Genomic DNA, 22,040 nt, shown 5'->3' on the forward strand with positions numbered 1-22,040 from the left:
AATAAAAAGCCATTTGTGGTAGACTTTTGAATACCCATACATCAAAAGAAAGGACACCACAAATTACCTACCATCATCTTACCATAGACGAACTAACGATGATCGCTAATTTTCGTGACCAAGGAGTAAAAGCCTACCGGGCCGCCAAACTTTTGCACCGGAGCTTAGAAACCGTCTACCGAGTTTATCGCTTTCTGGCCGCCGGCCACACACTCCAAGAATATTACCAACACTATCGTGAAAACAAGGCTCATTGCGGTCGGAAGGCTATTCAATTGCCCACTGATGAGGTAACTTATATCAAAGCCAAAGTGGCTCAAGGCTGGACGCCAGACACAATTGAATACCCATACATCAAAAGAAAGGACACCACAAATTACCTACCATCATCTTACCATAGACGAACTAACGATGATCGCTAATTTTCGTGACCAAGGAGTAAAAGCCTACCGGGCCGCCAAACTTTTGCACCGGAGCTTAGAAACCGTCTACCGAGTTTATCGCTTTCTGGCCGCCGGCCACACACTCCAAGAATATTACCAACACTATCGTGAAAACAAGGCTCATTGCGGTCGGAAGGCTATTCAATTGCCCACTGATGAGGTAACTTATATCAAAGCCAAAGTGGCTCAAGGCTGGACGCCAGACACAGTACTTTGCCTTAGACTTCCTTCAGATTCCACCTCGCAGTGGACACCCTTGTCCTCAGCTCATGGTTCCGACTACTACGGCCCATAGCGGACTCTCACCGCCTAGCTAATACCCATGCCGGGCGCACTATGATCGTCGGTGGTTTAGGGTTAGTCTGGATGACCTTTGTCACAACTAAGACTACTTCAATCATTGCAATGATCATGTTTGGAATTGGTAACTTCAGTATCAACACGATTCCATTTACCCTCCTCACTTCATCTTTAAACGGTAAAAACGAAGGTGCCTACCTCGGACTCTTCAACGTTGGAATCTGTGTACCGCAAATTGTTGCATCGTTATGTAGCTTCTTCCTCTTCCCACTTGTTGGTCACAATCAACCAATGATGCTTTTGCTTGGTGGCATCTCCCTCCTTATTGGGGCTTTAGCTGTCCAAGCAATTCATGAAGGGGTAACTGTTAAAGAAGTGTAGATGCCAGATTTGCCAAAGAAAGAGCTATTTGCGATTACATTTGCTTTTCTGGGAATAAACATGGCTTTCTCACTGCAGAGTTCCCAGATGAGTCGGATTTGTCAAACGATTGGGGCAAATCCTAACAATCTAGGTTTCTTCTTCATTTTTCCACCATTGATGGGGATGATTGTACAACCGATTATGGGAAAGATGTCAGATCGGACATGGAATCGCTTTGGTCGTCGGTTGCCCTACCTATTATTTGGGACTCCAATTGCGGCATTAGTTTTGATCATGCTACCGTTCTCCGGTTCACTTGGCTTCGGCTATGGTTCAATGGCTGCGATGATTTATGCTGCGGCAGCGGTATGTTTGATGGATTTATTTAGTAATATTTGTATGCAGCCATCACGGATGATTGTTGGTGACATGGTTAATAACAAGCAGAAGAACTTTGCTTGGTCATGGCAACAGGTCTTTTCTAATGGTGGGGGAATTTTAGCAACGATCTTACCATTTATCTTTACGATGTTCGGAATGTCCAATACTGCAAAACGAGGGGTAGTGCCAAATACCGTTATCTGGTCATACCTTTGTGCAGCGGCGGTTCTCCTGTTTACTGGACTATGGACGGTCTTTAATGTTAAGGAATATGATCCGGAAACATATGCAAAATACCACCACATTGATCCCGAAGAACAAAATAAGTCAGTCAGCCTTTGGAAATTAATCAAGACGGCACCGCGCGCTTTCTGGGAAATCAACTTGGTTCAATTGTTTAGCTGGTTTGCGATCATGTACGTTTGGACATACACGACTGGAACCTGTGCTCGTAATATTTGGCATACGTCTGATGTTACTTCTGCTGGTTATCAAGCGCCGGTAACTGGTATGGGATTTTAAATGGAAAATAATCATTGGTGGAATAAATCAGTTGTTTATCAAATTTATCCAAAAAGTTTTCAAGATACCAATCATGATGGTGTCGGTGACCTTCGTGGAATAATTGATCGTCTCGATTACATTAAGGAATTAGGCGTCGATGTCATTTGGTTGAACCCCATTTATAAGTCACCACAAGTTGATAATGGTTATGATATCAGCAACTATGAAGCAATTAACCCGACTCTTGGCAACATGGATGATTTTCAAGAATTGATCGATTGCGTTCATGAACGTGGAATGAAATTGGTCATGGACTTAGTAGTTAACCATACTTCTGACCAACATGACTGGTTTAAGGAATCACGAAAGGGCAAAGACAATCCATATCGTGATTATTATATTTGGCGTGACGGTAAGAAGGGTGAAGAGCCAAATAATTGGGGTTCCTACTTCTCTGGCGCTGCTTGGAAATATGATGATGAATCCGGCCAATATTACCTTCATCTTTTTGCTCCAGAACAACCAGACCTAAATTGGGAAAATCCGAAAGTTCGGCACTCTGTTTATGACATGATGAACTGGTGGGCTGCCAAGGGTGTCGATGGTTTTCGGATGGACGTTATTAACCTAATTTCTAAGCCGGATGGATTGCCTGATGCTAACAAGAACGAAGACGAGAAATACGCCAATGTTGAACCGTTAGTATCAAATGGTCATCGCATTCATGAATTCTTACAAGAAATGAATAAGAATGTTATGAGTAAGCATAAGATGGTGACAGTTGGTGAAACACCGGGCGCTACACCGGAAGATGCCGAGAAGTATGCCAGTCTTGATAATAAAGAATTAAATATGATTTTCCAATTTGAACATATGGGCCTTGATAGTAATCCTAATCCAGCCCTTGGCAAGTGGGATGATCGCAAGACGACCCTTAAAGACTTACGGGCAAACTTAACGAAGTGGCAAGAAAAATTGTATGGTAAGGCATGGAATTCACTTTATTGGAACAACCATGATCAGCCACGCGTTGTATCACGTTTTGGTAATGATCAGACGGAAGATTACCGGGTTAAATCTGCCAAGATGTTAGCGACTATGACCCACATGATGCAAGGAACACCATATATCTATGAAGGGGAAGAAATTGGCATGACTAACGCCTATTTCCCAAAGCTTGAAGATTACGTCGACCTTGAATCGATTAATGCCTATCACCAACTTGTTGATGACCAACATTTACTTGATGGCAAGACAATGATGAAGTACATTGCGATCCATTCACGTGATAATGCGCGGACACCAATGCAATGGGATGATAGCGAATATGCAGGATTTTCCGACCATACCCCATGGGAAAAGGTTAATCCAAATTATAAGCAGATTAATGTCAAAAACGCATTAGCTGATAAGAATTCGATTTTCTATTACTATCAAAAGTTGATTGAACTACGACACACGATGCCAGTAATTACTAATGGAAAGTATGCATTAGTTCCTGGTAATGAAGATGATGAACAGGTCTTTGCATATACTCGGCAAGATGATGACACTACTTTGTTGGTAATCTTGAACTATACTGATGAGACTGTTAACCGCCATTATAATGTGCCAGCTGATGCGAAGTTACTAATTAGCAATTATGAGGATGATCAAAATGGCACTATCCGGCCATACGAAGCTAAGGTTTATCAATACTAGATGGATAATTATCAAGCAATGAATTTTTACTATGGACTTCTTAATTTGCGTGCCGGTTTTTTTAAGGCTGACTTATGCGAAATACTAATGGCGATCGCACAGAGCGTACCTGATAAAAATCAACAATCAGCAACGGCATACCATACTGTAGAAGAGAATTTGAGCCAAGACCATAAGCAATTAAATCGTGATCAAGTTGCATTTGGGTCATTTTATGAAGATGGTCATATTTTACATAATGTCAAAATTAATACCCAATCAGACTTTTTCCTCGATCCGACCCGGGAAGATACTGTCAAGTGGCATGTTAGTTTTACGGTTGCTAAAAATGTCCGTCCGGCCGATCAATTTATTGTTCAACTATCGCCAAATTTGATGGTTGCGCCTAATGGTCATCCTGAAAAGCCAATTCCTGATTTTAGTGATCAAAATGGGACTGTTATTGCAATGGGAGCTTATGACCAGGATAAGCACGAACTTGTCTATGCTTTTACCAATTACGTAACCGAGCATCGACAAATAATTGGTGAATTAGAGGGAGAATTAGCAGTTGATCCTCTAACGACTCCAGAGAACGAATTTGGCTTGGAATGTTTTATAAGTGTTGATGATTACCGAAAAGACTTTACGATTGATATCGACTATCCAGATCTTGCTAACGACATGTTTCTCGGGATTTCTAGCCGGATGATGCATTTTGATAAGGATCAGCAGCTTTTTGAGGACATTATCTATGTTAATCCAGCACAAAAAGACCTTAATCATGCCTATATTGTCTTTAATACGAGTGATCTAGTGGAAGAATTATCTAATGCCATCGTCAAACCGTCAACAATGCGGATTGAGATTTATCGTAATTCACGGGGATTAAAATTACCTCAATCATATGGGGTAAACTTTCAGCGACTAAGGGATATTACTAATCGATTCCCGGTAGTGGAAGGCGATCACCTTGTCGAGACACCTTATACAATGTCCTTTGCTGATAACAAGATGCGATTGAATTTTGGCGCCGATCACACGAATGATTCCTATATTATTAGGGTAATTGGCCAATATAATGGTGAACTTGATGGAACAGTACGATTGCGGGCTCGTTTATTTGGGATGGACCAGCAAAATGTTTATATGAGTAATTCTACTGCTGCAACAGCTGCTGGAACTTCAATGATCGCAAGGGGGCATGCTATTTCTAAGGAGAAGTTAGCGGAGGAGACAGCGGACACAACAGAAGATTTGAAGCAAGACGAACATTTTGTCAATGTGGAAGAACCTCTTGAATCTACAGCAGTTGAAGAAGTGCGAGAAGAAGCTGATATTCCATCTGCTTCTGATGGTCAAGAACAATTTCCTAGTTCTCAAGCGGAAGAAGATGAAACGCCAATCGAAGAAAAGCAGGCGGAAGCTCCTGCAGTTAGTGGAGCAGTCGGCGGGGATGAATTATCAATCTCCTTTGACGTCACTCCTCAAACGGCACCGGCAGAGGTTATAGAAGAAGCTGAATCTTCAGATGACAAAGAGGAGCTTACTATATCTGAAGAATCCGCAGTGTCTGAGTCTGCTGTTGAAATTAAAGTTAGTGAAGAGGAGACAAGCGCAGCACCCCTACCAATGCCGGGACGACGACCACCGCGCCGGCACAGTCGTTTTCAAAATACAATCCGGTCGAATCATTCGTTGCGTCATTTGCGGAGATTCTAAGTGTACTTTTTTGTAAACCAATACTTATTAAGTAGCAACTCCAGTGTTGAACATGCTGAATTAAAACGACTAGCCCTATTTAAAAAGCATGGTGGAGAAGCTAAATTGGTGACCCGTGACTTCGACCTCGTTCTTCATGATACCATCAAAAAATTTGGTTTAACTAACGACCAAATTGTTAATATGTATGACTTTTTTGCAAACACGACTGATTACCAAGGCAAAAAGCTCCATACTGAGGATTTACCTTTACCAATTGACTATCAAGTAGGAACTGGAAATAACTATCGCGAAGTAAAAGATGGTGACCGCCTTGTTTGCGAAGTTCACTTTGCGGCTGGAACGATTGGGCAAGTTAACCATGTTGATTACTTTGATCTTGCTGGTAATATGACTCTTCGCCAACAATATGATATTCGTGGTTTTAAGGCAGCTGACGAATTTTTTGGTGAAGATGGACAGGAATACTATGCGCGTTATTACCGCCCCAATGGAGAAACGTATCTTGAACGGTATTTTGTAAAATCGGTTGAAAATACCCCAATTAATTCGCTGAATGTCTTACGTAATTATCAGGGGCAAGATCGCTTCTTTGATTCTTTAGAAGACCTCTTTATTTTCTTTTTGGATGAATTGAATAAGGCAAATGGTGAGGATAATGTGTTTATTGCTGACCGACCAGCTGTTGCGATTAAACCGGTTCAATCAATGATGACAAAAGCAAAGAAATTTTTGTGGCTTCCGATGAACCAGGTTAACGATGGTCAGAACTTAATAAATGGTCCCTTAAATCCGATGTTGCAAGGTCCTGTTACTACGGATGCGGACAAGTGGGATGGTGTAATCGTCATGACTGCTAAACAAGCGGAGATTCTCCAGCAACAAATTCACAATGCTGTACCAATCTATGTAATTAATGGGACCCCCGTTCTTGCTAACTATGCGCGGATTAATGAAGCTGATCGGACACCGGGTCAATTGATTTACGTTGGAAGATTGGCAGAAGATAAGCAAACTAGTCAACTAATCAATATGTTTGCGCAGATTCATCAGCAAGTATCTGAAAGTAAGCTAACTTTCTATGGGTATGGCACTGGTGAAGATATGGATAACTATAAAAAACAGGTTAAAAGCCTTGGATTAGATGGGTCAATTGAGTTTGCTGGTTACCAGATATCATTAGATGAGGCATATGATCAAGCTCAATTATTTGTTGATGCAAGTCGAATCGATGCACAGCCATTAGCGATGGGCGAGGCCTTAAACCATGGGGTACCAGTTGTTTCCTATGATTACCTTTATGGACCGCGTGAAATGGTAATTTCAGGTAAAAATGGTGAGATCATTCCTTTAAATAACCAGGGACAGTTTATTCAAACCGTCGTCAAATTATTACAAGACCGAGATGAACTGCAAAGCTTAAGTACTGGTGCCTATGACAATCTAGATGAATTGGTAGAAGAAAAAACTTGGAAGCAATGGCAACAACTATCAGCTATTTAGATGCTTTTTTTCCTAAACGATAATATTCAACGAAACAAATCAGGAATTGAGCATGCGCAAATTAAGCGTCTGCATCTGTTTGAAAAATATCATCAACCAGCTAAGATTGTTACCCGGCAATATTCGAATGAATTACACTTGGTAACAGCAGAAGCAGGGATTGATGATCGTAACTTTATTAACTTGTTTGATTATTTTCAGGAGGCTTGTGAGGTCCCGCAAAAGAATATTCGGATTAAAGATATTCCGGTTAACCCCCATTGGGAGCGCAAGGCTGATGGGATTAATTATAATTATTATCAAAATGGCAAACGTATTCTCTATATTCGTCGGCGCAGTGATACTGATCGGCGGGTAATTAATATTCAATATTTTGATCATTATGGAAAGCTTCTCAAAGTTAGTTGGTTTGACAGCCGCGGTTTTATCTCGGTCGAACAACTTTATGACTGGGATGGAAAAATGGCAACGGAAAACTATTACCGTCCAGATGGAACCTTAGCAATCCAGCTAGCCCACCAGCATGATAAGCGGGGAAGGGAAATTAAAACTTACCATCTTTTTAATTACCATGGTCGTGATTATCAATTCAGTGGCTTTGACCAGTTAACCCGGTTTTTCCTCGATGAGTTGGTCACTGACAAGCAAATCTGTGGTGAAGGTCCGGTTGGCTTTGTCGTTGACCGAGTTTATGAACTAGGCTGGGCAGTTCTGCACATGAAGCACCGGGTTTTTCGGGTTCTTCAACTGCATAATGACCATGTTAATAATCCTGATGATATGCTTCATTCTACCCTTAATTATAACTATGATTGGGGACTTAAGCACCTCCAAGATTGGGATGGGGTCATTGCCTTAACTCCGCAACAACAAGAAGATCTTCAAGATCGGTTTGGCAAGTTTGGTGTAAAGATCTACCGGATTCCTGGTCCGATTGTTCCTGCGGCAGTTATTGATAAGCATCATGTTCCTTTTAAAAAGCGAACGAAAAAACAAGTTGTCATGGTTGCTCGCTTGTCTCCCGAAAAACAGCAAGATCACCTATTGAAAGCATGGCCACAAGTACTAGCCGCTGTTCCAGATGCCAAGCTCGATTTTTGGGGATACGCTAATGATGATTTTGATAAGACGCTCAATAAAATTGTCAAAGAGGAAGCGATTAATAGTTCTGTGACCTTCCATGGGTATACAGATAACGTCAATTCGGTTTACGAAGATGCGCAATTACTCATTTTGCCAAGTCGGGCTGAAGGGTTACCACTATCTTTAGTGGAAGCTCAGTCCCATGGGTTGCCGATTATTGCTAATGACATAAAATATGGTCCTTCAGATGTCGTTATTGATCAACAGGATGGATTGCTGACCAAGAACGGTGATATTGATGGACTTGCTCAAGCGATCATTCGCTTATTGCGAGATCAAGAGCAATTAGCGCAGATGAGTGAAAATGCTTATGCTGATAGTGAGCGTTATTCTGAACCAAACGTGATGAAGTTATGGAATGAATTGGTTGCTGACATGAAGGAAAAGGGGGAAGAGTAAATGCAAAACCCATTTGGTAATAACAATAATGATAACCAAAATCCGTTTAACTTAAACAATCTCCCCCTCCCACCAAATTACGCTAAAATCGTTAATGACCAGGGGGATATCCGAATCGCCAAAGTCGGCTTTTCTTGGACAACTCTTTGGTTCGGGCCACTGCCAGCTCTTTTTCGCGCGGATTACTATAATTTCATTTTAATGATTGTATTAACCCTCGATTATGCTTTGGTAGCCCTTTTCTTTGGACTTAATGCCCTGTTCCAATTCCCATGGCCTTCTGTTTTCTTTGGCTTTTTCTATAATATGATGTACTTCCGACACCTATTTACTAAGGGTTATCGACCAGCTGACCAGCGTTCACGGGAACTGCTTACCCGGGCACGTTATTGGAAGGGCAATTAATTGATAATCGAGTAGGAGATAATTGATTAGTTCAATTATCGACCTCTCACACCACCGTACGTACGGTTCCGTATACGGCGGTTCGACAACTTAATCACATTGAATTGACTGGAGCGTCTTGGACATATTCATAAGGGAAAAGAGGTTATATAAATATGGCTAATAAATTAAATAGCTTAGCCCATACGAAGTGGTTATGTAAGTATCACATCGTATTCATACCAAAGTATAGACGTAAAGCGATCTTCAATCAATACCGAACCCGAGAGATTATATTCGTTTATTGTGCAAATATAAGAGAGTAGAAATAATTGAAGGTCATATGATGCCAGATCATGTGCACTTGTTAGTAAGTATTCCGCCGAAGCTAAGTGTCTCGTAGTTTATGGGATACTTAAAAGGGAAAAGTGCATTAATGATGTTTGATCGACATGCAAACTTAAAATACAAATATGGGAACCGACATTTTTTGGCTGAAGGCTACTATGTGATTACAGTTGGATTAAATGAATCCACGATAAAGAAGTATATCCGAGATCAAGAGAAACGTGATATATCAATGGATAAGCTAACAAGTGTGGAATATTCGGACCCTTTTAAGGGTAAGTGAGGTAGTACAAACACCGCTTAAAGCGGTGGCAAAGTAGTCAGAGCATTTTGGCTTGAGCAAAGCGAAAGCCAGCGCCTTGAGACGCCGGCTTTTATTATCGGCTTATAGCCGATGTGCAAACCACCCGTTTGACGGGTGGTTATGATTTATGGGATACTTAAAAGGGAAAAGTGCATTAATGATGTTTGATCGACATGCAAACTTAAAATACAAATATGGGAACCGACATTTTTTGGCTGAAGGCTACTATGTGATTACAGTTGGATTAAATGAATCCACGATAAAGAAGTATATCCGAGATCAAGAGAAACGTGATATATCAATGGATAAGCTAACAAGTGTGGAATATTCGGACCCTTTTAAGGGTAAGTGAATGCAAAGCATTACGCAGTTCCTAGAAAGACGATTAAAGGTCAAAGTAAATCCAGATAAAAGTAAAGTTGGTAGCCCTTTAGGCTTCTCATTAGGTGTAAACCAGAATGGTGCTTACGCGCGACCAGCTAAAGAATCACAAAGGCGAGTTAAACACGCGTTAAAGCAATTAACCAAACGTAATCGAGGAGTCTCAATTACTAGAATATTTGGGGAAATTCAGCGAAAAATGTGTGGATGGCTCCAATACTATTCAATTGGTAAAATAACAGCGTTTATTCAACGATTAGACTAAAAAACTGGAACAACTCGGACTAATGAATATGTCCAAGATGCTCTAGTCAATTCAATGTGATTAAGTTGTCGAACCGCCGTATACGGAACCGTACGTACGGTGGTGTGAGAGGTCGATAATTGAACTAGTCAATTATCTCCTACTCGATTTATGTTAGATATTAAAAAGATTCGTCAAGAACCTGATTTTTATAAGGAAAAGTTAGCTACGCGTGGTGTAAAACCAGAAGAAATTGATGAAGTTATTGCGTTAGATAAAAAGCGACGGGAATTGCTCCAACAAACTGAAACAATGAAGGCGCAACGTAATGAAGCATCAAAGAAGATTGGAGAAGCTAAGCGTAATGGTGAATCTGCCGATGCTGCCATTAAGGAAACTCGTGAACTTGGTGATAAGATCAAGGAATTGGACGCTGAACTTGAAGTAAATAATGCTGAACTCCATGATAAGATGGCTCATCTTCCGAATGTTCCTCACGATGGTGTTCCAGTTAGTTTAACGGAAGACGGTGCCGTTGAATTACGGAGAGTGGGTAAGGTTCGCGACTTTGATTTTGAGCCTAAGCATCACTGGGATATTGGTGAAAATCTTGGTATTTTAGACTTTGATCGCGCTGGTAAGGTTTCTGGTGCGCGTTTTGTCTACTACTTAGGGCTTGGTGCTCAGCTTGAACGAGCAGTTTACAACTTCATGCTTGATGAACACATGAAGGAAGGATATACCGAAGTCTTACCACCATATATCGTCAATGCTGATTCAATGTACGGTACTGGTCAATTCCCTAAGTTCAAAGAAGGAGTTTACCAAGTTAACGGTGAGGATATGACTTTGATTCCAACTGCTGAAGTTCCATTGACTAATTACTACCGTGGCGAAGTTATCCCAACTGAAGAATTACCAGTTTACGTTACTGCTTTAACACCATCATTCCGTTCTGAAGCGGGAGCAGCGGGTCGTGATACCCGAGGATTGATCCGGATGCACCAATTCAATAAGGTAGAAATGGTTAAATACACTAAGCCAGAGAACTCATGGGATGAACTTGAAAAGATGACGGCTAACGCTGAAAATATCTTGAAGAAGTTAAACTTGCCATACCATGTTATTACCTTAACTACTGGTGACATGAGCTTTACTGCATCTGAAACCCATGATCTTGAATTGTGGATGCCAGCACAAAATAAGTATCGTGAAGTTTCAAGTTGTTCAAACTGCTTGGACTTCCAGGCACGGCGGATGCACACACAATACCGGGATGAAAATGGTAAGTTACAATATGTTCACACACTTAACGGTTCTGGTTTAGCCGTTGGTCGGACAGTTGCAGCTATCTTGGAAAACTATCAAAACGCTGATGGTTCCGTAACGATTCCAGAAGTATTGGTACCATACATGCATGGTGTTACTAAGATTACTAAGGAAAATGCGGTTCCTTTCCGTAATAAAGTTAATAAATAAATGCATAGCAGCAAGATAAAAAATATGATCATCACCATTGTTGCAGTTCTTGGAATTGTAGTGGGGTGGCAAATGGTCGAGCCTCAGCAGGTATCTGCTGCCGAACCGACTTATACGTTTGCAACTAATAACACCTTTGAACCCTTTGAAATTCAAGATAGTAAAGGTGGGTACTCAGGAAAGAATCCTGGGATTGAAATTGAAATGCTTAAGAAAATTGCTAAGCATGAGCATTTTAAGTATGAACTGAAGTCAATGAGCTTTAATGGTGACTTACAAGCTCTTGAAGCAGGACAAGTTGATGCAGTAATTGCCGGAATGAGCGTTACTGATGAACGAAAAGAAAAGTATGATTTTTCAACACCTTACTATACTAGTGGGGTTGTTATGGCTGTTGCAAAAGATAGCAATATTAAGTCGATGAGCCAATTAAAAGGCAAAACAGTTTCAGCTAAGTCAGGAACGAGTGCGGCATTATTTTTGAAGAACAACCAAAAGAAATATGGTTACAAAATTCGCTACTTTGATTCCTCAAATACGATGTGGAACGATGTGAAGACTGGGAATACAGCAGCTACTTTTGATGATGGCCCTGTTCTTGAATACGGAATTAAAGAAGGTGTCCCACTTAAGGTTGTGACAAAGAAGCCAATTGATGCGCAACCAGTTGCCGTTGGATATCAAAAGGGCAAGAACTTAGAATTACAGAAAAAAATGAATGATGGGATCAAATGGCTAAAAGATACTGGTCAAATGGATCAAATCATTGATAAATATACTAAGAGTGACAAAACAACGAAGGACAGTGCGACTGATCGGACAATCCTGGGATTAATCCGCGCCAATTATCCTGCCTTGCTTCGTGGATTATGGATGACAATTGAATTAACCGTTGTCGGCATTATTTTTGCGATGATTTTTGGGGTAATTTTAGGTGTATTAGGTATTGCACAAAACAAATTTGCCAATGCTGTTTCTAGTACCCTGATTTATATCTTCCGTGGTATTCCAATGATTGTTTTAGCCTTCTTTATTTACATGGGGATTCCAAATGTTATTGGCCATAAAGTTCCATTATTCTTGGCAGGAATCTTAACCTTGACTTTTAACGAAGGGGCCTATATTGGAGCCATTGTTAAAGGTGGATTTGAATCCGTTAATATTGGACAGTGGGAAGCAGCGCGGAGCTTAGGGTTGCCATATAGCAAAGCCTTGATTAAGGTTATTGCTCCCCAAGGATTTAAGTTAATGATTCCTTCGTTAGTTAACCAGTTTATTATTACCTTGAAAGATACTTCAATTCTTTCCGCAATCGGTGTAATGGAACTTACACAAACGGGGACTGTTATCATTTCCCAGAACATGGAAGGATTTAAGATGTGGTTAATTATTGGGACGATGTATATCATTATCATTACCCTGTTGACTTGGTTATCAAACTACGTACAAAAGAGGATGGCTTAAATGGATAAAAACTATAAAGTACAAGTAAAAAATCTGCACAAAAGTTATGGAAGTAATGAAGTGCTGAAGGGTATTAGCTTGGACGTAAAACCCAATGAGGTGGTTTGCATGATTGGGCCATCAGGATCGGGTAAAAGTACCTTTCTTCGTTGCATTAATAAGCTTGAAGAACCAAATAGCGGCCATATTTATATTGATGGCTACGATATTGCTGATCCGCAAGTAAATATTAATAAGGTTCGGGAAAATATCGGGATGGTTTTTCAGCACTTTAATCTCTTTCCAAATATGAATGTTTTGGAGAATATCACTTTGGCACCTATTCAACTTGGCAAGATGACCAAGGAAGAGGCAGAAAAGGACGCGATGCACTATCTTGACTTAGTTGGGCTGGCTGATAAAGCGGGGGCAGATCCAACCAAGCTGTCTGGAGGTCAAAAGCAACGGGTAGCCATCGCCCGTGCCCTTGCAATGAAACCGGATGTAATGCTCTTTGATGAACCAACGAGTGCCCTTGACCCTGAAATGGTAGGGGATGTTTTGGAAGTAATGAAACGGTTAGCGCAAGAAGGAATGACCATGATCGTGGTAACTCACGAAATGGGATTTGCTAAGCAAGTTGCTGATCGGGTGGTTTTCTTCCATAATGGTGATATTCGGGAACAAGGCACCCCAGAAGAGATTTTTGATAATCCACAACATCCAGATACGAAGAATTTCTTGGATAAAGTGCTAAATATTTAAATGCCATTTAATTGGATCCAGCTTTCAACAAATGCTAGATTCTCTGTCAACCAATTATTAGAAGTTACTCATTATTATAATGATTATTCTAACTTTGTCAAATTTAAATTACTAAAAGTCAGTCGATAAATGGACGAAAAACAACAACAGAAGTTAGAACGATCGCTTAAAAGTCGTCATGTGACGATGATTGCTATTGGTGGAGCTATTGGGACCGGTCTTTTTCTTGGATCAGGAACAGCCATTCACCAAGCAGGTCCATCAATCATTCTTTCATACCTGATCGTCGGTATCTTTTGCTTCTTTATGATGCGGGCGTTAGGGGAACTTATTTTAGCTGATACTTCAAAACATTCATTTATTGATTCGGTTAAGGAATATCTTGGTGACCGAATGGAATTTGTTGCTGGATGGATGTACTGGGCATGCTGGCTAACATTAGCAATGGCAGATCTTACTGCTACTGGTATTTACTTGAAATATTGGTTCCCTAATTTACCACAATGGGTTGGTCCATTAATTATTGTTATTTTATTGATGTTAGTAAACATGGTAAACGTTGGGCTGTTTGGTGAACTAGAAAGTTGGTTCTCTATGATTAAGGTGATTGCAATTTTAGCCTTAATAGCAGTTGGCGCGGTCTTACTTGTGATGCATGGTCATGTTGAAGGACGGCCGGTAACTCTTTCAAACCTAGTTAACCAGGGGGGCTTTTTCTCTACTGGTCCGATGGGCTTCTTAATGTCTTTCCAAATGGTAGTTTTTGCCTTTGTGGGAATTGAAATGGTCGGTTTGACAGCTGGAGAAACTAAGAATCCAGATAAAGATATTCCGAAGGCGATTAATACCTTACCAGTCCGGATTGGTTTATTCTATATCGGATCAATGATTGCGATGATGTCAATTTACCCATGGTTCCATATTAAGACTACTTCTAGCCCGTTTGTTCAAGTGTTTGCAGCAATCGGTGTTCCAGGAGCAGCTGCGATTTTAAACTTTGTGGTTTTGACAGCTGCAATGTCTGCAACTAACAGTGCGATCTTTAGTACTAGTCGTTCCCTCTACTCATTAGCTCGAAGCGGGAACGCACCAAAACGTTTTGGTGAATTAAGCGCGAAGGCAGTTCCTAATCATGCATTAACTTTCTCTTCATTGATTCTTTTTATCACAGTTATCTTGAATTATATTATGCCAGCGGGAATATTCGATGTGATTGCTGGAATTTCAACAATTACCTTTATTTTTACGTGGATCATTATTTTGGTTGCACATATTAAGTTCCGACAACAAAATCCTAAGGGAGTTGCAAACTTCAGAATGCCAGGATATCCGATTACTAGTTGGTTAACAATTATTTTCTTCTTGGCAGTTCTAGTGATTTTACTCTTTATTGATTCAACACGAATTCCATTAATCCTTTCAATCGTAATTTTTGCATTGCTTGCTTATGGTTATGGATTTTTGAAGAAGAAAAATTAACTGAAACTTGAAAGCCTAGAATCACGGCTAACCACCGCGACTCTAGGCTTTCTCGCGTAAAAAATAGAAAACGCAAGAACTCTCACGTTATACTTAAGTAACCCAAAAAATAAGTAGAAGAGAGTCTTATAACCGCTATCCTAGATTTGTACTTCATTTCCTAAATACTCGAACTCGTAGTTCCACAACCTAAAAGCAAAATATCAAATCAAAGATAGCGGAGATCATTTTATAATACGGACTCGAAGTCCCTGAGAGCATGATCGATCTTAGCTCTATCTTCAGAATAACAAAAAAGTCCAGGACAATAATTATTTTTGTCCTGAACTAATCTTAGGTTGTTTATGATATATTTAAACTTAGTTAATGAATTAATATGTGTGTTATGCTGGGGAATTACGATTAGGCTTATTTTGATTCGTCATTTAAATAGTGAAACCAAGGTGACCAGATTCAATACGTTTGCGTTTGTTTTGATGTTGCTCAACTTGATAGTAGTGTTGCCTATTTTTGCTTTTTTACTTAAAAATTTACCGATTCAATCAGTAAGTTGGCTAAGTTCATTAGTAGTAGCAACTATTGACGTTTTAAGTACCTTTAACTTAATTTTATTTTGTGTTTTCAGTTGTTGTACCCGCCTGCGAAAATGTCCTGCTACGGTTCAGGGCTTTCTGGTTTTAGGGGCAGCTGTTAAACATGGCCAAGTCCCGCCAGTGTTAGCTACTCGCCTTGATAAAGCCATTAATTGTTGGAAAACTCATCAATCTGCAAAAATTATTGTTTCTGGGGGAATAGTACAGAAAGCAAAAGAATCTGAAGCAGAAGTCATGGCTGCTTACTTAATTGCTCACGGAATCCCAGCAAGAAAAATAATTCGCGAAAACAAGGCACTTAATACATGGCAAAATTTAGCCTTCGCTAGTCAACTCATTAAGCCGCAAGAGACGGTTGTAGTAGTAACTAGTGATTTTCATGTTCTTCGTGCGAGAGCTTATGCAAGGAAGATGGGGTTAAACTGGTCATTCATTAGTAGCAAGACTCCTTGGCGATACTGTCCATTAACTTTTATTCGTGACTATCTCGGGATCATCCGTGACCATTGGTGGGTATTTTGCGGGAGCACGCTCTTTTTACTTTTAGTTGAATTTATTTTGAAATGAATGACGACTAATGAAGAAGAAATCAAGAAGTCAGCACGCTTGCGTAAGATTATGCAAGTGATGCGAAAATATCATTTTGTTAGCAATTTTTACCATCAAACTAATCCACAAGCTATTTGTCAGGCACTGCAAGAACTGGGACCGACCTTTATTAAACTTGGCCAAATATTATCAACCCGTCCAGACCTTGTCTCCCCAGCATATATTAAAGAACTTCGCCACTTGCAAGATCAGGTTAAAGCTGATAGCTTTGCGACCGTAGAGCAAACTTTTGAAGAAGAAACTGGGAAGAAAATTAATGACGAATTTGCTAGCTTTGCAGAAAAACCTTTTGCTTCTGCGTCAATTGGGCAAGTTCACCATGCAACGCTTAAGGATGGGGCACCGGTTGTTGTCAAAATTCAACATCCAGAAGTCGGTAAGCTTGTTAATACCGATTTAGCCCTATTAAGGAAAGCAGTGGTCTTATTTAAGTATGTTCCCCAAGACATTGCAGTAGTTGATTTGGATAAAGTAATTGATGAACTCAGTACTTCATTACTAAGTGAAGTCAATACTCTTGAAGAAGCAAAAAACGGGGAAGAATTTTATACATTAAATAACGGTGACGGACCAATCTTAGTTCCTAAAGTATATATGAAGTATTGTGCTCCTAAGATTCTTGTTAATGAAGCGATGGAAGGGAAAAGCATTCGATATCGGTTTAAGCAGCCAAATGATAATGATCAAGAGGCAACGACCGTTAATCATGAAATTGCTACTACGCTCGTTAATAACTTTTTAAAACAAGTTTTTGTTGACCATTACTTTCATGCGGATCCGCATCCAGGAAATATATTAATTCATGAATTACGTCCGGATGAGTCAGCAAAGCAATACGCAACGACTAAACACCATGAAAAGACCATTTATAATACAACTATTAGTTATGATCAACAGGAGGCATTACCGAATTACCGGATCATCTACCTTGATTTTGGAATGATGGGAAGACTAAGTCCAGCGATGGCAAATAGTATTGCGAATATCGTGATTACTATCAACACAAAGGATACGCGAAAAATTGGGAAAGCAGTTTTAAATGTTTGTAATCGAACCGGGGAAGTTGACGAAAATGCATTTTATAAAGAACTTGGCGCCTTTATTCAACCATATTTTTCAACCGGCCTTGGCAATATTGATTTCGTGAAAATGCTATACCAAATTGTCCAGCTATGTAAGAAAAACCACCTTCAAATGAGGGGAGAGGTAACGATGCTAATTAAGGCATTTGGAACTCTTGAAAGCTCGGTTGCTAAACTTGATCCTGAAATATCAATGCTTGAGGTTGCCCAATCGTTTGGCCGGCGTTATTTAAAACGAAACTTTAATTGGCGTTCTACCCTTGATAATAACCTAGTCAATTTTTTCCTTGCTAGCAAAGCAATGGGGAAGATGCCAGAAAGAATTAATGAATTGATCGATACATTTGTAAGTGGGGATGCCAAAGTTGATCTACGGTATAAAAATGAGCAACGAGTGCTAAAGCAGATAGAACGGTTAATGAACCGTTTCATGATTGCAATTATTTTAGCAGCAGTCATCTTAGGATCATCATTATTAGTCCAGGGAACACCAGCTGATTCACATATCTATCGTTTAGGAGTATCTGGCTATATTATTGCAATCATAATTATTATTCTTTTAGTTGTTACGGAGATTATCCATCGATGGCGAAATTGGCGAAGGAAACGATGAATGAATGGTTTATGGGATTCATATTGGTTTAAATTAATTATCATTATTTTAATTCTGCTGTTAGCTGCTTTATTTACACTGCTGGAGTATTCAGTTGTTAAAGTGCGGCCTAGTGAGTTAAAGGAGCTCCGGCAAACGCGAAAAGTCAAACGCGCGGAACACATGGTAGCAAATCTTAATGAGTACCTATCAACAGCTCAAGTCGGTGTTACGATGACTTCTTTAGTTTTAGGTTGGTTAGGTGATGAATTTATCACAGATCTATTGCTAAAGATTAATATTATTCCGCACGATGTTCTTCAAGCGATTGCACCAGTTATCGGTGTTTTAATTTTTACATTCTTCCACGCGGTATTTACTGACTTAGTTCCGAAAAATATGGCGATTGATCGACCGGTACCAATTCTCTTATCAATTGTTCACCCGGTACAATTCTTCCATACTGTTTTTTATCCCTTCGTTTGGTTATTTGCGGTAGTCGCTGCGGCAATTACGAAAATGTTAGGATACAATGTTCAGCCAGAAGAAGACACATATTCACAAAATGAAATTATGACCTTATCCCAACAATCGGAAAAAGCTGGGGAAATGGATAAAGAAGACGTTATTTTCATGCAACGGGCTTTTGAAATGAATGATAAAGTTGCTGAGGATATTATGATTGATCGGACACAGTTAGCGGTTATTGATATTACGGCTTCAATTGAAGATGCAGCCAAACTTTATTTCGAAAAGAAATTCACGCGTTTCCCAGTTGTTGCTAATAATGACAAAGACCACATTCTTGGTTATATTTTTGCATATGATATTATGCGGCAAAACCAAATCAATCCGCAACAATCAGTTCGCACAATCATGCGCCGAATTCCAATCGTTTACGAAAATGAACAACTCACCAATGTCCTTGCTGAGATGATGAAAAAACAAGTGCCAATTGTCGTTGTCCAAGACGAATACGGTGGTACTTCTGGGATCATTACTGATAAGGATATTTATGAAGAATTATTCGGAACAGTTGGCGAAGAAATTGATCATGCTACCTCTGATATGATTGAAAGGAAGGATCCTGATAGCAAGGGTAATCCTACCTTCGAAGTTTCAGGTAAGATGCCACTAGATGATTTTGAACGTTACTTTGATACAAACATCGAGCAATTTGACAACTCTGAAGTAACAACCTTAACTGGGTTTTTCCTTGAACGGCAGTATGACTTAAAAGTTGGCCAACCAATTAGAGTCGATAATTTCTCATTCACACCTCTTGATTTGAAGAATGCCTATGTTAATAAATTCAAGGTAGTTTACATTAAGCCTAGAAAGAAGAAGCCATTAGCTGATGAGGATCAAAGCAAAGAAAAATAGATGAACAGCGATTTAGAAATAACCCCCGCTGAATGGCAAGTTATGCGGGTAGTTTGGAGTTTAAGACAAACAACCAGTAGTCAAATCATTGAAATCTTGCAACAAAAAGTTGAATGGAAACCAGCCACAATAAAAACACTATTACGACGCTTAGTTGACAAAGAAGCTCTATCGGCAACGCGCCGAGGTCGTGGCTTCATTTATGAGCCGTTAGTTCCTGAACAGCAAACAATGGACCAAGCGGCGGACAAACTATTTAATAATATTTGTGAACGACACGTTGGAAGCACCCTTGAACATGTGATCAATAATGTAACACTTAGCAAGGATGATATTGCTAAGTTACAAGAATTATTGGCAAGCAAAGCAACTAATTCACCGGACCACGTCAAATGTAACTGCATTCCTGATATGCAGATGAACTGCTAAATGGAAAATCAACGAATTCGCCATGCATTAATAATCATGGTTTTTGGTACATTTTTCGGTCTTCTTTGTTCAACCTTAATGAACATTGCATTGCCAACTTTTATGAATGTTTTTCATATCAGTGAAGCGCAGGTCCAATGGGTAACAAATGGATACATGCTTGTAAATGCCCTGATGATTCCCGTCAGTTCATTTTTAATAAAGAGATTTCCATTTAAAAACCTTTTCATTGTCTTTTCTGGGATTTTCCTTATCGGGACGATTGTAGGAGCAGCAGCTTGGAACTTTAATTTAATTGTGATTGCCCGAATGATTCAAGCGCTTGGAGCGGGAATGATGATGCCCTTAGTAAATGTACTAGCAATTCGTTATGCTAAGCCAGGGAAAAAGGGCCAAATTATGGGAATTATTGGACTGGCATTCAATTGTGCACCAATCCTGGGGCCAGCTATTTCCGGCTTCTTGCTACACTTCTTTTCCTGGCGGTACTTATTTCTGTTAATTATTCCCTTTGCCGTTGCAACATTACTCTTATCATTTTTCTTCTTACCGTCAATCGCGCACAATGAGCATCCGCAATTTAATACCCTAGCATTAATCTTAATTACTGCTGGCTTATGGTCGCTATTAATGGGCCTTTCAAATGTTTCTAATAACCCGCTTATGTCGTTCAATGTTGCTGGTTATGTTTTAATCGGTTTATTATTCCTATTTTCCTTTTTCCTCAACCAACGGCACAGTAATAAGCAATTAATTAACTTTGGAATTTTTACTCATAAGCAGTTTGTTCTTGCTACTATTATTAATATGTTAATTACGGCAACTATGTACGGTAATGCTATTTTAATTCCATTACTGGTTCAGATTGTTCTGGGCAAAAGTACAGTTGTTTCTGCTATTGCAGTCTTGCCAGGGGCGATTTTAACCGGATTACTTTCAACCACCAGTGGTCACTTTTATGATATCTACCCAATTAAAATACTTGTCGGTGCTGGGCTAATAATTGATATTCTCGGTACAATCGGACAAGCAGCAATTGGAGCACGAAGTTCAGTAATTATGATTACCCTGTTTCAAACCGTTCGTCAATTTGGTTTGGTAACAATGTTAATCCCCTTGCAAACACAAGCCCTTTCCCTCTTGCCAAATGAGATTGTTCCAGATGCGGTTGCTACTTTTAATACTTTACGTCAAATTGCCGCCTCATTCGGGACAGCATTAATCGTTGCAATTGTTGGAATTGTTAACCATCTTGTACATAACCCCTCATCACATCTGGGGATTCAAGCTGGATTTATTTTATGTTTATGCTTACTATTAACTTCTCTTTATTTAAGTACGAAACTCTACCATAAAATCTCTTCGCAAGTGAAGTTAGAAAACAGTTAAATGGAAAGCTGGCTCTTTTTAGCTTTAGTATTATTAATCGCAATTTTCGGTCATAATTCATCTTTGATTATTGCAAGCATCGTTGTAATAGTTTTGAAGTTAATTCCTTACACTGCCAAATGGCTCCCGTTAATTCAACAAAAGGGGATTAATTGGGGCGTAACAGTAATCTCTGTGGCTATTTTAATTCCGATTGCTACCGGGCAGATAGGGTTTGATGATTTATGGGCAGCATTTAAAACTCCTGCTGGCTGGATTGCAGTTGGTGCCGGAATAGCTGTTGCAATTTTATCGAAATATGGCGTTAATCAATTAGCTGCCGTACCCCAGGTTACAGTTGCCTTAGTACTAGGAACAATTATCGGCGTGGTTGTCTTTAAAGGAATTGCAGCCGGACCGGTAATCGCTAGTGGGATGACTTATTGTATCGTCACTTTATTAAATTTGCATTTTTAGATGGCTAAGAATAAACATGAAGTGAAAAATGACCTTTTTGGTTTTGGCGATATGAACGTTGCATTTGCAAAATACTTTGTTGGTACGAGTTATCTTAACGGGCTAGTATCACCTGATGATAATATTGATGTAAATATTTCCAACGTTAATTTTGAACCTGGTTGCCGTAATAACTGAAATAAGTTAGTGTAAGATTTTCATAGGTTGGATGAATAATTCATCTGGTCGTGGAAATCTTTTTT

General features: G+C 39.7%; 16 protein-coding genes and 8 pseudogenes. All 24 read left to right on the plus strand.

Translation table 11 applies throughout. The features are described 5' to 3' along the window. Positions 1-62: 62 nt before the first annotated feature. A pseudogene (locus HHK02_RS11175) lies at positions 63-341 on the plus strand (IS30 family transposase); the annotation flags it as partial. A 34-nt stretch (positions 342-375) separates the two neighbouring features. Then, positions 376-657 (plus strand): annotated as a pseudogene (locus HHK02_RS11180) (IS30 family transposase); the annotation flags it as partial. A gap of 122 nt (positions 658-779) precedes the next feature. Then, positions 780-1,124: pseudogene (locus tag HHK02_RS11185) on the plus strand (MFS transporter); the annotation flags it as partial. Further along, positions 1,125-2,008 (plus strand): annotated as a pseudogene (locus HHK02_RS11190) (MFS transporter); the annotation flags it as partial. 1 nt (position 2,009) lies between these two features. Next, complete coding sequence (locus HHK02_RS11195; protein ID WP_152697224.1) at positions 2,010-3,692, plus strand: alpha-glucosidase; 1,683 nt, start codon at positions 2,010-2,012, stop codon at positions 3,690-3,692. Continuing rightward, on the plus strand, positions 3,693-5,393 hold the full coding sequence (locus HHK02_RS11200; protein WP_181462451.1) for a fibrinogen-binding adhesin SdrG C-terminal domain-containing protein: 1,701 nt from the start codon (positions 3,693-3,695) through the stop codon (positions 5,391-5,393). It abuts the gene before it with no gap. After that, positions 5,394-6,896: a glycosyltransferase gene (locus tag HHK02_RS11205; RefSeq protein ID WP_098046600.1), complete on the plus strand. Its 1,503-nt coding sequence runs from the start codon at positions 5,394-5,396 to the stop codon at positions 6,894-6,896. After that, complete coding sequence (gene asp1 / locus HHK02_RS11210) at positions 6,897-8,438, plus strand: accessory Sec system glycosyltransferase Asp1 (RefSeq protein ID WP_085720197.1); 1,542 nt, start codon at positions 6,897-6,899, stop codon at positions 8,436-8,438. After that, positions 8,439-8,843, plus strand: coding sequence for a hypothetical protein (locus HHK02_RS11215; RefSeq protein ID WP_003670295.1), 405 nt, complete (start codon positions 8,439-8,441; stop codon positions 8,841-8,843). A gap of 155 nt (positions 8,844-8,998) precedes the next feature. Continuing rightward, positions 8,999-9,453: pseudogene (gene tnpA, locus HHK02_RS11220) on the plus strand (IS200/IS605 family transposase). A 145-nt stretch (positions 9,454-9,598) separates the two neighbouring features. Then, a pseudogene (locus tag HHK02_RS11225) lies at positions 9,599-9,826 on the plus strand (transposase); the annotation flags it as partial. Then, a pseudogene (locus tag HHK02_RS11230) lies at positions 9,827-10,117 on the plus strand (group II intron maturase-specific domain-containing protein); the annotation flags it as partial. It lies immediately after the preceding pseudogene. Between the two features lie 153 nt (positions 10,118-10,270). Next, positions 10,271-11,578: a serine--tRNA ligase gene (gene serS / locus HHK02_RS11235; RefSeq protein WP_098046177.1), complete on the plus strand. Its 1,308-nt coding sequence runs from the start codon at positions 10,271-10,273 to the stop codon at positions 11,576-11,578. Beyond that, a complete protein-coding gene (locus HHK02_RS11240; protein ID WP_003670316.1) occupies positions 11,579-13,042 on the plus strand; it encodes an ABC transporter substrate-binding protein/permease in 1,464 nt (487 codons plus the stop codon). Next, complete coding sequence (locus HHK02_RS11245) at positions 13,043-13,786, plus strand: amino acid ABC transporter ATP-binding protein (protein ID WP_003670318.1); 744 nt, start codon at positions 13,043-13,045, stop codon at positions 13,784-13,786. It begins immediately after the preceding gene. Further along, positions 13,787-13,915: a hypothetical protein gene (locus HHK02_RS12955; RefSeq protein ID WP_269204217.1), complete on the plus strand. Its 129-nt coding sequence runs from the start codon at positions 13,787-13,789 to the stop codon at positions 13,913-13,915. It begins immediately after the preceding gene. After that, positions 13,916-15,265: an amino acid permease gene (locus HHK02_RS11250; RefSeq protein WP_003670322.1), complete on the plus strand. Its 1,350-nt coding sequence runs from the start codon at positions 13,916-13,918 to the stop codon at positions 15,263-15,265. It abuts the gene before it with no gap. 344 nt (positions 15,266-15,609) lie between these two features. Continuing rightward, positions 15,610-16,425, plus strand: coding sequence for a YdcF family protein (locus HHK02_RS11255; RefSeq protein WP_004562273.1), 816 nt, complete (start codon positions 15,610-15,612; stop codon positions 16,423-16,425). Continuing rightward, on the plus strand, positions 16,426-18,162 hold the full coding sequence (locus tag HHK02_RS11260; RefSeq protein WP_181462453.1) for an ABC1 kinase family protein: 1,737 nt from the start codon (positions 16,426-16,428) through the stop codon (positions 18,160-18,162). It begins immediately after the preceding gene. Beyond that, the gene (locus HHK02_RS11265; RefSeq protein ID WP_181462454.1) at positions 18,163-19,524 is read left to right on the plus strand and encodes a hemolysin family protein; all 1,362 of its coding nucleotides are present in this window, start codon (positions 18,163-18,165) and stop codon (positions 19,522-19,524) included. It abuts the gene before it with no gap. Next, a complete protein-coding gene (locus tag HHK02_RS11270) occupies positions 19,525-19,953 on the plus strand; it encodes a CopY/TcrY family copper transport repressor (protein WP_181462455.1) in 429 nt (142 codons plus the stop codon). After that, on the plus strand, positions 19,954-21,342 hold the full coding sequence (locus tag HHK02_RS11275; RefSeq protein WP_181462456.1) for a DHA2 family efflux MFS transporter permease subunit: 1,389 nt from the start codon (positions 19,954-19,956) through the stop codon (positions 21,340-21,342). It abuts the gene before it with no gap. Continuing rightward, positions 21,343-21,798 carry a DUF441 domain-containing protein gene (locus HHK02_RS11280; protein ID WP_087215098.1) on the plus strand — a complete coding sequence of 152 codons (456 nt, stop codon included), beginning with the start codon at positions 21,343-21,345 and terminating at the stop codon, positions 21,796-21,798. It abuts the gene before it with no gap. Further along, positions 21,799-21,972: pseudogene (locus HHK02_RS11285) on the plus strand (cupin domain-containing protein); the annotation flags it as partial. It lies immediately after the preceding gene. Between the last annotated feature and the right edge of the window lie 68 nt (positions 21,973-22,040).

Source organism: Limosilactobacillus reuteri (genome assembly GCF_013694365.1).
In the GTDB taxonomy this organism is placed as follows: domain Bacteria; phylum Bacillota; class Bacilli; order Lactobacillales; family Lactobacillaceae; genus Limosilactobacillus; species Limosilactobacillus reuteri_E.